Raw genomic sequence first — 12,775 nt, 5'->3', positions numbered from 1 at the left:
GCTCCTATTGTGTTTTCAAGTAAGTGGCAGGCGTGGTGTTACACACAACCCAAGCAGGATAAAGTCCGGCAATAATACATGCTAAAATTGCGATAATAGGCGCTGTCATTAACATACTGATATCCATGTTTGCCAATGAATCGTAGTAACTCAGACTTTGGCGAATACCAAATAGGCCAAGCTGCGCCACTATGATCCCTATTACGCCGCCGAATAGACCTAACATGCCCACTTCTACAATATGCTGAAAAAACACCTGTCTCTTACTTGCTCCTAAAGCACGTCTTACACCGACTTCAGGTGCTCGGCGCAAGAATTTAGCTAACAACAAACCAAGAATATTCGCCAAACAAACCGCTAAGAACATAAAGCTCAATGCAACCATGATTTTGTTGTCTTCATTTACAACTTCCCAGTAGCTGATCCATTCATTAACGTCTCTTAATTTGTATTCAGCTTGTTCACGGGTGAAACGGCCAGTTTTCTTTTCCTCTGCAATGTAGTTTGCCAAGTAACCTTCAAAGGCACGCTTTTCTGTTTCATTGTTCAACTCAACCCAAAACTGTAACCAAAACTTTTCAGATTGTAGCTTATCGTTAAACACTTTGACCGGTTCATGCTTCCACCCATTGGTGTTACCCCAAGTATTTATTTCATGCGCTTTAATTAACGAAAAAGGAATAAAAATCTGCTCAGGTTCGTTAAATGAGCCATTGTTTAAATCATAATATTTCACGTGAAGCTGCCAGTCTTTAATAACCCCCACAACTTGAACGCTTAAGTCATCAAGGTAGAGAGTTTGACCTACACCATTTTCAGAACCGAATAGTTTTTTGCTTAAACTTGAAGAAATCACGGTCACAGGAGCTGCACTATCTTCTTGCTCCTGGCTCCATACATCTCCATGAATGAAAGGCAAGTTGAACATGCTAAATGCGTCTCTTGAAGTAACCCGCGTTTCTTCAAGGAAAGGCTTAACTTTGTCTGAATTTAGATGAACTGAAAACCCAGTTGCCATAAGTGCTGCTCGCTTATAAGGCAAATCTGATTTTAATAAGCTTTCAGTATCTTTATATGTTAACTGATAAGGTAAATTATCTGGCGACCACCAAGTCTGTCCCTCATCTATGGTTTGTAATTGTACCGCAAATAGCTTGTCACTCTTATCTGGAATGGGGTCCATTGACATCATGTGATACACAGACAAACTGGTCATGGTAATACCTATACCCACAGCGATTGCCAGTACCATTAGCAAACTAACCAAAGGTGTGCGTTTAAAACTCCGCCAACCTAAATCAATATAATGGCTAAACATAATTACGCTCCTACAGCCACGTTAGGGTTGCCTTGATATAGTGTGAAGTCGGCAAGTTGACCATCTACAACTTGAATATTACGCGGTGCGCGACGCGCGAGCTCTGCATCATGCGTGACCATAATAATGGTCGCGCCATCACGGTTAATTTGCTCTAAGAGTTCCATCACTTGACGCGCCATTAAGCTATCTAGGTTACCTGTTGGTTCATCCGCTAATAAAAAGCGTGGATCACCAGCTAAAGCACGCGCGATAGCAACACGTTGTTGCTGACCACCAGATAGCTGCTGTGGTAAATGTTTAGCGCGACTTGCCAAGCCGACTTGCTCTAAACACTGCTCAATCCTGCGCTTGCGCTCAGCCGCTTTGATCCCTCGATAACGTAGTGGCACTTCAACATTTTCGTATAAGTTTAAATCTGGAATTAAATTAAAGCCTTGGAAGATAAAACCAATCTTTTGGTTACGTAAATCTGCACGTTGATTGTCATTGAGCTTGCCAACATCAATACCATCTAATAAATAATCCCCGCCAGTGAATGGCTCTAACATACCCGCAATATTCAGAAAGGTCGTTTTACCTGAGCCAGATGGGCCTGTTACAGCAATAAACTCTCCCTCTTCAACGTGTAAATTAAAATCGCGAAGGGCATGTGTTTGTACCATTTCAGTTTGATACATCTTGCTGATATTGTTCATTTTTAACATAGTATTTTCCTTTTTATTCTGTTGATGATGCTGTAAATGCGTTGTTTTTATCTCAGTAACACAGCATCTGCATTTTTAAATGTGTCGTAGTTCGAAATAATAATTTGGTCACCTTGAGAAAGTCCTGCCAGCACTTCCACATGGTTGATACTGATAACACCGGTTGTTATCTCAATGCGTTCAGCCCGTTCTCCGTTCACTTTATAAGCGACGAAGCCCCCTTGATTTAGAAATGCTCCACGTTTAACCATCAAAACATCACTGCGGTTTTCTAATAAGATGCGTCCTGATAGGCGTTGATTTTGACGAATATTGCTCATACTGCTTTGCTCAAATCTAACTCGCGCTGTTACTTCACGATTGTTCACTTCTGGCGAAATTGCTGACAATGAACCCACCACCAATTCAGTGCCTATTTTGAGCTCAACTTGCATTCCTATTCCTAGGTCATTGGCATAACTTTCTGGCACTTGTAACTCAGCTTCAAAAGCTGAAAGGTCTACTAAAGTCAGTAATGCTTGGTTTTTCGATACCATGGCTTTAGGTTGAATTAAAAGATTACCGATAATACCCGACACTGAAGCTCGTACATGTAAGTTGTTTACTTTGCGTTGTAATTCATCCACGACTAGCTGTTGTCTAGCAAATTGGCTTTTTGAAGATTGAAGTTCAAAAGCTAAAGTATCTTTTGCTAGCTCGACTTCTTGTTGAGCATGTTTAAAAGTTAACTTTGCTTTGGCTAAATCATCGACTGCTTTTTCTAAATCTATCTGACTAATAAGGCTTTTTTCTATTGAAAGTTTTGCTCTACGATTTTCTCGCTCTGCTGCACTCAGTTCAACTTGTGCCAAATCTAAAGTTTTATTAAGCGTTAAAGTCTGACGTCTTGCTTCAAGCTCATTTCTGGCCAGCTCACCTTGTAATCTAGCAAGTTCTGATTCTTGTTGTTTCAAACTGTTGTTAAGTTCAGGGCTATCAACTTCGGCAATTACTTGACCTAACTCAACGGTATCGCCCGCCTTCACTTTCAAGGTGACAAACCCTTGCTCTGGGCTATAAGCCTTAGGTGCATTCGCTGCGACAATTTTGCCCGTTGCAGCAATATCTCGTACCAAGTCACCTTGTTTTACTTGTGCAATTTGTAATTGCGCTTTTTCCACAGACATATAAGCAGGATCAGCATTGATCATTGCAAACCCAGTCCAGGTTACCGCACTTAACACGCCCACCAGCAATAACGCAGGCTTCAATAATTTTGGCTTTTGCTTAACAATTTGGTCTTGACCACTGGTATCTTTTATCATCATCGAATCCTTTTAGTTCAGCTTTTGTTCGGTGTAACTGATCAACAATGACATCAACAGCATCAATACTGGTGAAATAAAAAAAGCGGACGTTAATATCATTGTGTTACTCCTAAGCGTTGGTTACTTAAATAGATACCAAGAGCGTGCCAACAAAAATAACTAATAAATATCAATAGCTTGACTTTAAACCTTCGAATGTACGCTTGTCCGCGGACATAAAAACTGTCCGCTTCGGACACTTTTTATGGTTTTTGATTTATCTTGCTAAGTCATTGAATTGCAAAAATAGGCTGGTAATGTAGCAAAATAATTATTTTGATTACTAAGGAGTATTAAAATGAAGTTTGCTTTAATCGCAATCCTTGCTGTACTGTTTTCAAGTCCTCTATTAGCTCAACCCGAGCAAATTTTTTTACTTCGACACAGTGAGAAAAGTACGGGCAATGATCCCGCTCTAACTGAACAAGGACAGCAAAGAGCTAAAAATATCGCTCAACAGCTTGCTATTGCAAACCCGTTACAATTATTCAGTACCGATTATAAACGCACTCAGCAAACCATTGCGCCATTGGCTAAAGAGTTGGCGTTGGAAGTTACAATCTATAACCCCAAAGACCTGATACAGTTCGCTTCACAGTTAAAACAACTCAAAGGCAACGCTGTGGTGGTCGGTCATAGCAATACAACCCCGCAACTGATAAAGCACTTGTCTGGTTACAGAGTTAATATTGAAGAAGATGAATACAACAAGTTATTTGAATTACGCTTGCACAATGGTCGATATGAACTTATTCGACATAATACCTCAGCATTAGCGCTATAGTTTGAATCGCTATATCGACTTTAAATTGTGAATTAAACAGTGAAATTTTGCTGTTTAATTCTATGCTTAGATACTATTAATAGATAAATAGATCTGCGCTTATGAAGGTCCAAGAAGCCATCACTATTCCAGCAACTAAAGAGCAGATTTGGCGTGTCATTAGTGATATACGCCATGCTCATGAACATATTTCGGCAATTAAAAGACTAGTTATCATCGAACAGCCAAAAGAAGGCTTAAAGGGTCTGAAATGGCAAGAAACACGCTCAATGTTTGGTAAAGATGCCACTGAAGTCATGTGGATAACTGAAGCAAAAACCAACGAATTTTACACCACCCAAGCACAAAGCCACGGCTATGATTATTTCTCCGAAATGCGGATAATTTCTCGTAGCAGCCAGTGCCAGTTAATTATGAGCTTTGAAGGTGTCGCTAACTCATGGTTTGCAAAGTTGATGAATGTTTTGATGGCTAAAGTAATGAACCAACAATTAAGAAAAACCATTCAAGCTGATTTAACAGACATCAAACAGGCTGTGCTGGCTATCAGTCACATCAATAAATAGCATCCAGAATTGCTAAGGGGTTTTTAAGCTGAGTAATCACTAAATATTTTCTGTATGCCTAATTTTGCCTGCTCAGGAGTTTGTGCAGCAAATCCAAGGCGAATATGGCGCATTGCTTCTGTGGATGGGCGTAAAGAGCGGAGCGAGTTGAGATGATAAAACTCATCTTCTGATTGAAAATATACCCCTTTTTTTTGGGCTGAGGACTTCAATGTTTGTACATCAAAGTCACAATGTAGCCAAATGGCCATTCCCCCATCAGGTTTGGTAAAAGATATAGGTACACCCTGACGTTGTAATTCAATGAGTTGATCTGACATCGCTTGCCAACGCTGTTTGTAAAGCTTAGTCATCCGCTTTAAATGACGTTCGAACTCACCGCTTAGCATCCAGTGCGCAACCGCCAATTGCATAAATACATCATTCTTATGATTAATTAACTTCTTCAATGCTTTCAGCCTTTGCATAACAATGGGGGCTGCATGTAAGTAACCAATACGAGCACCAGCACACATAATTTTTGAAAAAGTAGAAATATAAATAACGATCCCTGCAGGGTCATCAGCAGCCATAGGTTGTAACGGCCTGCACTGATAATGAAACTCATGGTCGTAGTCATCTTCAATGATCACGACACCATATTGGTAGCAGAGTTGATAGATTTGCAAACGCCTAGAAACCGGTAACGTCACCGTTGTGGGATATTGATGAAGCGGCGTTAAATATAGCAGCTTAATTTTTCGAGATTTCAGCTGCGCTTCTAAATCTATCACACATATGCCTTGCTCATCCTGCTTAATATCGACTAGATCAGCACCACAACTTTCAAACGCCATTCTAGCAGGCGGGTAGCCCAATGTTTCTATGGCAACACAATCGCCTTTGTTAATAAATGCTTTAGCAACGAGATACAGTGCTTCTTGAGAACCATTACAAATTAATAAATCATCAAGATCTAATGCTCTTGCTTGGCTGAGGTAACGCATAATTTGCAGCTTTAACGCATCAACACCTGCACTGTTAGCGTAGTGCATGTCTTGCGCATTAAATTGCCTTGCTGCCATATTCATTGATTGTTTAAAAGCTTGTTTTGGAAAAGCACTTAAATCAGGTAAGCCACCTGCAAAAATGTATTGGTATTGAGATAAATCTACTTCATTGAATTCGTAATTTGACGTTGAAAATTGAAATGAGAAAGGCGCTTTGCTCTCTTGACGGCCATATGTGGCACTTGACTCTATCGGCAGATCATCACTGACGACATAGGCCTTTCTTAGTTGCGTATTTAGCCAGCCTTCTGACGCTAAACTTTGCATTGCCATCATCACTGTATGGCGGTTTACACCATAAAAATCAGCCAAATAACGAGCTGATGGAAGCTGAGTGCCGGGCAGTAATTCCGCTGATTTAATGGCGCTACGATACACCTCTATTAACTGTTCATACTTGGCTTTGTGTTCAGAAAACGTTATCTCTAGGGGTTGCATACTACATCTTTGCAGGTTGATTTATTACCTGCCACTGTGCCACTTTGTCATTAACATAACCAGATTGACGATAGGCTTTTTCTATTTCACCGCGCGCTTGTAAAATTACGAGGCCTTTATCTAATGCTTCGATTAATGGCTGGCTATGGGCTGTATGGCGAGATACTGGAAAATGACGACTATCAGGCATGATGACTTTGAAGTTACTGATGGGTAAGTAAGTTTCACCATTGTGGGTAAAACTAAGATCATTAGAGTTATAAAATGGTCCCAACATAACATCTGCGCGCTTTTTATAAAGCATATCAAGCATAGTCGTATATTTACCGGTGTGATATAGACCGTTGAAATTAAGCTGCTTTAAAATCTTCCAATCATGTTGCCAATTTTGATTAGATACTGCGACTAACTTCATCAGCTCGGCAGGTTTATTAACCGCTAGCACGTCGGTGTTTGCACTATGTGTGTATAGACCCGCTTCAGCTCGACCTGCTGCTAAAACTGTTTTACTAATATGCAACTTATGCTCATAGCGTTTAATTTCATTGAGCCACATAGGTGTTGCACTAAGGTGAATTAACCCCTGCTGCATCAATTTAATACGTCTTGGAGGGTGGTCGACTTGAATGTATTTTACCGGAAGTGTAAAACCGCCTAAACGAATGGCTTTAATTAACAACGCATGTTCAACGACATCACGTGATGCATGAAGACCTGTGTAGTCATCAACATCGAGGATATTTCTACCAGCAATAAACTCAAAGTATTGTGTTTTTATATCATCTTGAATTGCAATTGTTACTGAAGAATTATCCATCTCTGCACGGCATACAGAGAAAAGGAGAAGACCATAGCACACTAAAACTAGACGGATCATATCATTCCATAACTTTTTCAACCCACCGTTATTAAATCGTAATTTTTACAATAGCTCAATAATAATAAAGGACTATAACTGGTCTAATTATGTATATAAAACTGGTTGTATTGACTAGACCTAATTTCAAGTAGATTTGCTTCATATGTTTAAGAATATTAGTTAGGAGTAAAAACATGTTTGAAGCTATCTCCCTAGAAACTGACAAGGTCATGTTAACCCCATTAAAACAAGTACATTTAGAATCATTGTTAAAAGCAGGAAGTCATCCTGATATTTGGCAGTGGGTGTTTTTTAATTATTGTGAAAATAAACCAGTTATAACGAAATGGTTTGAAGAAACAGCACAGTTTAACAGCCAGTCCCAATTAGTTATGGCCATTATTGATAAAACATCGAATACCCTTGTTGGCACCACGAGACTGTTTCGATTAGATCCAGTCCATCAAAGCGCGGAGATTGGTCATACTTTTATTGCCAAATCTGCGCAGAAAACGCATGTAAATACCCATGCAAAATATTTATTACTAAACCATGCTTTCGAGCAGCTCAATCTCACTAGGGTGACATTCTGTACGCACGAAAATAACTCAATCTCACGTAATGCTATTGCACGTTTAGGTGCGCGCTTTGAGGGAATTGCTTATAAACAACGCAAATTGCCTGACGGTACATTCCGTAACACTGCTACTTTTAGCATTGTTGATGAACAATGGCCTAGTATTAAAGAAAGTCTCATCGCTCAGCTAAGTAGAGGCTAACTTGCTCTATTCGCATAAAAAAGCGACAAATTAATTGACTTAACTCAATCCCAGTCAAAGTTTGTAGTCGTATTTCTGCGACTACTGCTCCTAAAAAAGTAGAATTACTTACGAAAATGATGCCTTTTGTGAGGTATCGGGATACAACAAAGAAGAAATTTATGGCAAGCCACATAACCTAGTTCGCCAAAATGATGTGCCTAAATTAGCATTTGCTAACTTATGGGTGACCATAGAGTCTGGTAAATCATGGATGGGCCCAGTAGAAAACCAAAGTAAAGATGGCCGCTTTTATTGGGTATACGCATTTGTCACCAAGATAAAACATGAACTTGGGCCAAAGCAGCCTACCATAACCCACTTATGTCATTTTCATATTTAGGCAATAACAATGCTGTTGGCTCTCTATCCTTGGCGATAAACATGCAGCAAGCAAAAGTCCGAGTTGTAGTTGGCCGAGTTAATGATGAATCCACTATAGAGAACCTGAATGCGCCCCCTCAAAGCGGGCAACAAGTCTCTGAGCTTTTAAGAAAGCAAACCAAGCTCATTCAGCAATTTTGTTAGTAACAGAACGGCAGCATGCATTGCTGTCATTTTTGTACATAAATTAATACAAATACTTTAGAGTTTAGATATTGCTACTAATAAAGTTAAAAGTAATACAATTCAGCAAAGCTGATCCTTTTCTGTTTGCCAGCGTAATGATATTTACTCATCAAGCGAGGCAAACACTATGCTGTACTATTTGATCACCAGTCAGAATTATAAAACCTTTAAATCAGTTGAAGACAGAGTAAAAGGAATTGCCTACGTTGAAGACATCACACACCTTTGTAGCCACGAGCCTCATCCATGGCATATTTGGCTCACAAGCAAAGTAGCTAAATTAATCAAAGTTGAATCTTTATTTGCAATTTTAGTTATCGTATCTGCATTGATTGCAGCTTCAATGACGCAAATTTCAATCAGCTTATTCATAATTGGTAGCCTAGTTGTATTACTATTTAGTCTTTGGGTGTGTGGACTAGTCGGCATTGAACAGGTTGCGCACTATGTTTCATGCCAAGAACTTTTAAAAGATAAAGAAGATACTTTGGCAATGTACATTGAAGCTGAAGAGCAAGATAAAGAAAATATTGAAAAATTGATTAAATCAGATGCTGAATTGCACTTATATAAGGTAGATATTTAAATTGAGCGGGTTAAACCCGCTCTTACAGCTTTATTGCTGATTTGAAAGCTTCTCTTTAGCAGCCTCGACTTTAGCAAAATCCAAGCCTAATTCTTCTACGGCTTCTTTTATCAAACCAGGGTTTTGCATAACTAACCCCATAAGCTGTTGCAGTTTATCTTGTGGAATACCAAGTTGCTGTACAACGCCCATCGCCATAAGCGGGTTTTCAGTTAACGTTTCAAAAAGGCTTTTGATCTGCTCATCAGCAATATTATGTTCTTTTAAAATCGCGATAATTGGGTTCATCTTAGATACTCTGAATGGTCAATAACTTAGTAGATTTGGGCTAAGTGTTAAATTTCAACTCTCACCGTGTAATTTATTATACTTATCAAGTGCACGTTGCACACGTTCAACAAGTGCTTTGTCTGTTTTTAAACTAAATGCCATACATGCTCTGCGATTATCAATTTCTTTCACTTCAAGCACTTTTCTTAGCATAGAATAACTATAGCCTAATTCTTTCATTCTTTCTGAAGCCGTATACTCAGTATGTAAAATAAGGTCTACTCTACCAGCAAGCAACTTTCTAGGTGTTGATTTTGGATCTGATGTTAAATCTAAATTTACGCCCGGTTCAAAGCCTGCATCTGTTAAATACCCTTCACTCACACTTCCCCTGACAATTGAAGTGAGATATTTTTTAGCATCATCTAGGGTTGTTAATTGAATATCATCTCGCGTTTTCAAAGCAAATAAATACTCTTTTACGGGTGCCATTAAAGGGCAAACCCATTGAAATTGCTTTTCTCGCTCTGGGGTGCGGTAAATTGAATAGATCATGGTGTTGGGTTGCGTTTTCGCAAGCCGCATTGAGCGTAACCAAGGATAGCTGCGGATGGTATAGCTTACACCAACATCATCTAGCACAGCCCTTACCTTATCGGTGGAGCGACCAACTAACTGACCGTCTGAATTAGTATAGTTATAGGGTAACCATTCTTCAGTTACAACCTGGATAGATGTAATCGCGAATACCTTAAAGTGCAGAAGTAATAAAATGCTCAGTACAAATCTCATCTATTCCTCAAGGCATAATTTAAAAAATCTATCCTACCATATAAACCATAACTTACCTGTCAAAAAAAGCATCAACTGCAAATGCGATTAATTCGTCTACTTGCGATTCGAATTCATCCAAGGGTTTGTCTATTTTTTCGAAATAACTGTTGATCTGCGCATCTGATAACTTTCGATTCATTAAAGAATATTCTTTTTCATCGAGTTGCTTGTCATAGCGGGGGGTAAAAGAAAAAATTGCATAATTCGGAGGTGGGATTTTTTTCGCGGCAAATTGACAAAATGCTTCTATCTGGTCAATACCATCAGGACCCAAACACCCGGGCTCAACGCGATACAAAAGTTGGATCCTCATGTCTTTATTCATTATGTTTACCTAAAAAATACCACCTTTTTGATTTTACCTTTTTCAATTTGGTAGCTAGTCACAAACTCAGAGCGTTTATCAATTACGCCCACATCTTTTGTACATATTTCAGAACTTTCATGATCAATTACAATACTGCCATGAGTTATACGTTTAAGAGACTTTGAATTTAAGCATTTCATTTTCTTAAACATTAAACCATATCTTTTTATTAAATCTTCTTTGCCTGTAAACATCAACTGTTGCGGATACATATAGAACTCAACATCATCTGCATACAATGCTAAGAATGCCTTAATATCTTGCTCATTATAGGCAACAATTAATTGATCGATGACTTTTTCAGCGGCTTTTTCTTCTTCGGTTTTAGTACTGCTCAAAGCTGAAGCTTTGTCTTCAAAGGCAGGATTAGCCTGCAAAGTGAAACAAAAAATAAACAATGTCAGAAAACTAAGGATTCTCATAAGTACCCAATAAAAAAACAAATATCGACCGCAACCTTAACAAATCCGGAACTGATTTCATAGTTTACCAATATTGTTCGACTGATATATGACCAGGCTCTGTTCTACGATGTTTGTTGTAGCCTAGAGTTTGTAACAATACTGACGTCTCTTTCACCATATCTGGGTTACCGCAGATCATAAAGTGGCTATCTTTATGTAATTCTGACATACCTAAATGTTCAGCAATTTTATTGTTGGAAATTAACTCTGTAACCCTTCCCTTAAGGCCTTTAAGAGGCGCTTCACGTGTTACTAGCGGTAAATAAGTAAATTGTTTAAAGAGCTTCTCATAGGCATGAATAAAGTCTTGATAGGTCAAATCTGTGTTATAGCGTACGCTATGGATTAAGGTTACTTTCTCAAATTTCTCCCAAACCTTTCCATCGGCTAATATTGAAAGAAATGGACCCACACCTGTGCCTGATGAAATCATATATAATGCTTGTCGCTGCGGGGCTTCTTCAATGGTTAAAAAGCCATTTGCTTTCGATTCAACATCGATGCTGCTACCTACTTCAAGTTCAGCGAGGCCCGATGTCAACTTTCCCCCTTCTACTTCAGTCAGATAAAATTCAAGCACAGGATCTTTTGGCGCATTGACATAGGAGTAAGCACGGGCAATCCGTTTATCACCTATAGTCATTGCTAACTTGGTAAATTGGCCTGCTTGAAAAGGGGCAACATCGGCAGCAACCTTGATAGTAAAAAGTGTTGGTGTCCACCAATTTACTTCCGTGATTTTTCCACTAACCCATTGAGACATATGATAGCTCTTTTGATTTCACACACTATAAATGTGGCAGATCGTAACCAGAAGTCAAAAGTTACAGCCCGTAAACCTTTAAAGCAAAACAAGCTAATAAAAACAAATCACCTGACTGAATTGATATTTTAAATATGGAGTGAACAAGTATTGGAGGCTTTTAGCAAATTTCAGACAAAAAAAAGCCACACTATTCAGTGCGGCCTTTTGGGGTGTGATTCGCTTTCATTTTGGGCGTGTCTCCAAAAATCAGCGATTACGTTACCAAGGAACTTTTTTGCTCATAACGAGCAAATAACAACTTAAAACTCTTTTCTAATGGCTTAGATTGACTCTAAAGCAATCTTAACCATTTCGTTAAATGTACTTTGTCTTTCTTCTGCAGGTGTCGCTTCACCTGTGATCACGTGGTCACTAACTGTAAATAATGCCATTGCTTTTGCACCATACTCAGCCGCAACGCCGTACATGCCCGCTGTTTCCATATCAACCGCTAATACACCTAGCTTGTCTAATTCTTCATAGAAAGAACCATCAGCTTGGTAGAATGTATCAGTAGTAAATACGTTACCAACTTTCGCTTCGATGCCTAGTTTACGTGCCGCATTAACACCGTTTTCTAGTAGACCGAAATCAGCAATCGCCGCATAGTCATAACCACGAACACGTGCACGGTTTACATTTGAATCTGTACTTGCACCCTGTGCAAAAATAACATCACGGATTTTAATGTCTTGACTGATACCACCACATGTACCAATGCGAATTAAGTTTTTAACACCATAGCTAACAACTAACTCACGCGCATAGATAGACATTGACGGAATACCCATACCAGAGCCCATGATGCTTACAGGTTTACCATTGTATGTGCCTGTAAAACCAAACATGTTACGAACACCTGTAACTTGGCGAGCGTCTTCAAGGAAGTTTTCTGCAATATATTTTGCGCGTAAAGGGTCACCGGGCATTAATACCGTTTCAGCAAAATCACCATTGTTCGCATTGATATGAGGAGTACTCATTCTCTTTTCCT

At 39.1% G+C, this 12,775-nt stretch carries 17 protein-coding genes; 6 read left to right on the top strand and 11 right to left on the bottom strand.

What is annotated here, in order from left to right; translation table 11 throughout:
• Nucleotides 1-4 precede the first annotated feature (4 nt).
• Genes CWB72_RS14955 through CWB72_RS14945 form a run of 3 tightly spaced genes read right to left on the bottom strand, consistent with a single transcriptional unit; the run spans nucleotide 5 to nucleotide 3,329 of the window.
• A complete protein-coding gene (locus CWB72_RS14955) occupies nucleotides 5-1,318 on the bottom strand; it encodes an ABC transporter permease (protein ID WP_138632972.1) in 1,314 nt (437 codons plus the stop codon).
• A 2-nt stretch (nucleotides 1,319-1,320) separates the two neighbouring features.
• A complete protein-coding gene (locus tag CWB72_RS14950; RefSeq protein WP_138632969.1) occupies nucleotides 1,321-2,025 on the bottom strand; it encodes an ABC transporter ATP-binding protein in 705 nt (234 codons plus the stop codon).
• Between the two features lie 47 nt (nucleotides 2,026-2,072).
• Nucleotides 2,073-3,329, bottom strand: coding sequence for an efflux RND transporter periplasmic adaptor subunit (locus CWB72_RS14945; protein ID WP_138632966.1), 1,257 nt, complete (start codon nucleotides 3,327-3,329; stop codon nucleotides 2,073-2,075).
• A 340-nt stretch (nucleotides 3,330-3,669) separates the two neighbouring features.
• Between CWB72_RS14945 and CWB72_RS14940 the strand changes: the two genes are divergently transcribed.
• Nucleotides 3,670-4,155, top strand: coding sequence for a SixA phosphatase family protein (locus CWB72_RS14940; RefSeq protein ID WP_130253702.1), 486 nt, complete (start codon nucleotides 3,670-3,672; stop codon nucleotides 4,153-4,155).
• Between the two features lie 101 nt (nucleotides 4,156-4,256).
• Nucleotides 4,257-4,721: an SRPBCC family protein gene (locus tag CWB72_RS14935; protein ID WP_138632963.1), complete on the top strand. Its 465-nt coding sequence runs from the start codon at nucleotides 4,257-4,259 to the stop codon at nucleotides 4,719-4,721.
• Between the two features lie 23 nt (nucleotides 4,722-4,744).
• Here the strand turns inward: CWB72_RS14935 and CWB72_RS14930 are convergent, their stop codons facing one another.
• Both CWB72_RS14930 and CWB72_RS14925 read right to left on the bottom strand, forming a co-directional pair.
• Nucleotides 4,745-6,208, bottom strand: coding sequence for a PLP-dependent aminotransferase family protein (locus CWB72_RS14930; RefSeq protein ID WP_138632960.1), 1,464 nt, complete (start codon nucleotides 6,206-6,208; stop codon nucleotides 4,745-4,747).
• Nucleotide 6,209: 1 nt separating this feature from the next.
• Nucleotides 6,210-7,085: an amino acid ABC transporter substrate-binding protein gene (locus CWB72_RS14925; protein WP_138632957.1), complete on the bottom strand. Its 876-nt coding sequence runs from the start codon at nucleotides 7,083-7,085 to the stop codon at nucleotides 6,210-6,212.
• 176 nt (nucleotides 7,086-7,261) lie between these two features.
• Between CWB72_RS14925 and CWB72_RS14920 the strand changes: the two genes are divergently transcribed.
• From CWB72_RS14920 to CWB72_RS14910, 4 genes are all read left to right on the top strand, one after another.
• Nucleotides 7,262-7,846 carry a GNAT family N-acetyltransferase gene (locus tag CWB72_RS14920; RefSeq protein WP_138632954.1) on the top strand — a complete coding sequence of 195 codons (585 nt, stop codon included), beginning with the start codon at nucleotides 7,262-7,264 and terminating at the stop codon, nucleotides 7,844-7,846.
• Between the two features lie 103 nt (nucleotides 7,847-7,949).
• Nucleotides 7,950-8,228, top strand: coding sequence for a PAS domain-containing protein (locus CWB72_RS14915; RefSeq protein WP_138632951.1), 279 nt, complete (start codon nucleotides 7,950-7,952; stop codon nucleotides 8,226-8,228).
• Between the two features lie 41 nt (nucleotides 8,229-8,269).
• Nucleotides 8,270-8,413, top strand: coding sequence for a hypothetical protein (locus tag CWB72_RS20610; protein ID WP_171037320.1), 144 nt, complete (start codon nucleotides 8,270-8,272; stop codon nucleotides 8,411-8,413).
• 169 nt (nucleotides 8,414-8,582) lie between these two features.
• Nucleotides 8,583-9,041: a hypothetical protein gene (locus CWB72_RS14910; RefSeq protein WP_138567476.1), complete on the top strand. Its 459-nt coding sequence runs from the start codon at nucleotides 8,583-8,585 to the stop codon at nucleotides 9,039-9,041.
• 30 nt (nucleotides 9,042-9,071) lie between these two features.
• On the opposite strand, the gene CWB72_RS14905 is transcribed toward CWB72_RS14910, so the two are convergent.
• The 6 genes from CWB72_RS14905 to deoD all read right to left on the bottom strand — a co-directional run bounded on the left by CWB72_RS14905 (nucleotide 9,072) and on the right by deoD (nucleotide 12,764).
• Entirely contained in the window at nucleotides 9,072-9,329 is a 258-nt protein-coding gene (locus CWB72_RS14905) for a DUF2999 family protein (RefSeq protein ID WP_130253708.1), read from the bottom strand.
• 54 nt (nucleotides 9,330-9,383) lie between these two features.
• Nucleotides 9,384-10,103 (bottom strand): substrate-binding periplasmic protein, encoded by a 720-nt coding sequence (locus CWB72_RS14900; protein WP_130253709.1) that lies wholly within the window; start codon nucleotides 10,101-10,103, stop codon nucleotides 9,384-9,386.
• A gap of 52 nt (nucleotides 10,104-10,155) precedes the next feature.
• A complete protein-coding gene (locus tag CWB72_RS14895; RefSeq protein WP_138567475.1) occupies nucleotides 10,156-10,470 on the bottom strand; it encodes a hypothetical protein in 315 nt (104 codons plus the stop codon).
• Nucleotides 10,471-10,475: 5 nt separating this feature from the next.
• Entirely contained in the window at nucleotides 10,476-10,934 is a 459-nt protein-coding gene (locus CWB72_RS14890; protein ID WP_138632948.1) for a nuclear transport factor 2 family protein, read from the bottom strand.
• Nucleotides 10,935-10,998: 64 nt separating this feature from the next.
• Nucleotides 10,999-11,739 carry a ferredoxin--NADP reductase gene (locus CWB72_RS14885; RefSeq protein ID WP_138632945.1) on the bottom strand — a complete coding sequence of 247 codons (741 nt, stop codon included), beginning with the start codon at nucleotides 11,737-11,739 and terminating at the stop codon, nucleotides 10,999-11,001.
• Nucleotides 11,740-12,062: 323 nt separating this feature from the next.
• The gene (gene deoD, locus CWB72_RS14880) at nucleotides 12,063-12,764 is read right to left on the bottom strand and encodes a purine-nucleoside phosphorylase (RefSeq protein WP_138632942.1); all 702 of its coding nucleotides are present in this window, start codon (nucleotides 12,762-12,764) and stop codon (nucleotides 12,063-12,065) included.
• Nucleotides 12,765-12,775: the final 11 nt, after the last annotated feature.

Origin of the sequence: Pseudoalteromonas phenolica, assembly GCF_005886345.1 — a bacterium.
In the GTDB taxonomy this organism is placed as follows: Bacteria; Pseudomonadota; Gammaproteobacteria; order Enterobacterales; family Alteromonadaceae; genus Pseudoalteromonas; species Pseudoalteromonas phenolica_A.
Note: the sequence above shows the minus strand (reverse complement) of the source record. Positions and strands in the feature narration are given on the sequence as shown.

Excerpts from the sequence above, each read along its gene's own strand:
- CWB72_RS14955 (WP_138632972.1), bottom strand. The coding sequence starts at position 1,318 with ATGTTTAGCCATTATATTGATTTAGGTTGGCGGAGTTTTAAACGCACA.
- CWB72_RS14950 (WP_138632969.1), bottom strand. The coding sequence starts at position 2,025 with ATGTTAAAAATGAACAATATCAGCAAGATGTATCAAACTGAAATGGTA.
- CWB72_RS14945 (WP_138632966.1), bottom strand. The coding sequence starts at position 3,329 with ATGATAAAAGATACCAGTGGTCAAGACCAAATTGTTAAGCAAAAGCCA.
- CWB72_RS14940 (WP_130253702.1), top strand. The coding sequence starts at position 3,670 with ATGAAGTTTGCTTTAATCGCAATCCTTGCTGTACTGTTTTCAAGTCCT.
- CWB72_RS14935 (WP_138632963.1), top strand. The coding sequence starts at position 4,257 with ATGAAGGTCCAAGAAGCCATCACTATTCCAGCAACTAAAGAGCAGATT.
- CWB72_RS14930 (WP_138632960.1), bottom strand. The coding sequence starts at position 6,208 with ATGCAACCCCTAGAGATAACGTTTTCTGAACACAAAGCCAAGTATGAA.
- CWB72_RS14925 (WP_138632957.1), bottom strand. The coding sequence starts at position 7,085 with ATGATCCGTCTAGTTTTAGTGTGCTATGGTCTTCTCCTTTTCTCTGTA.
- CWB72_RS14920 (WP_138632954.1), top strand. The coding sequence starts at position 7,262 with ATGTTTGAAGCTATCTCCCTAGAAACTGACAAGGTCATGTTAACCCCA.
- CWB72_RS20610 (WP_171037320.1), top strand. The coding sequence starts at position 8,270 with ATGCAGCAAGCAAAAGTCCGAGTTGTAGTTGGCCGAGTTAATGATGAA.
- CWB72_RS14910 (WP_138567476.1), top strand. The coding sequence starts at position 8,583 with ATGCTGTACTATTTGATCACCAGTCAGAATTATAAAACCTTTAAATCA.
- CWB72_RS14905 (WP_130253708.1), bottom strand. The coding sequence starts at position 9,329 with ATGAACCCAATTATCGCGATTTTAAAAGAACATAATATTGCTGATGAG.
- CWB72_RS14900 (WP_130253709.1), bottom strand. The coding sequence starts at position 10,103 with ATGAGATTTGTACTGAGCATTTTATTACTTCTGCACTTTAAGGTATTC.
- CWB72_RS14895 (WP_138567475.1), bottom strand. The coding sequence starts at position 10,470 with ATGAATAAAGACATGAGGATCCAACTTTTGTATCGCGTTGAGCCCGGG.
- CWB72_RS14890 (WP_138632948.1), bottom strand. The coding sequence starts at position 10,934 with ATGAGAATCCTTAGTTTTCTGACATTGTTTATTTTTTGTTTCACTTTG.
- CWB72_RS14885 (WP_138632945.1), bottom strand. The coding sequence starts at position 11,739 with ATGTCTCAATGGGTTAGTGGAAAAATCACGGAAGTAAATTGGTGGACA.
- deoD (WP_138632942.1), bottom strand. The coding sequence starts at position 12,764 with ATGAGTACTCCTCATATCAATGCGAACAATGGTGATTTTGCTGAAACG.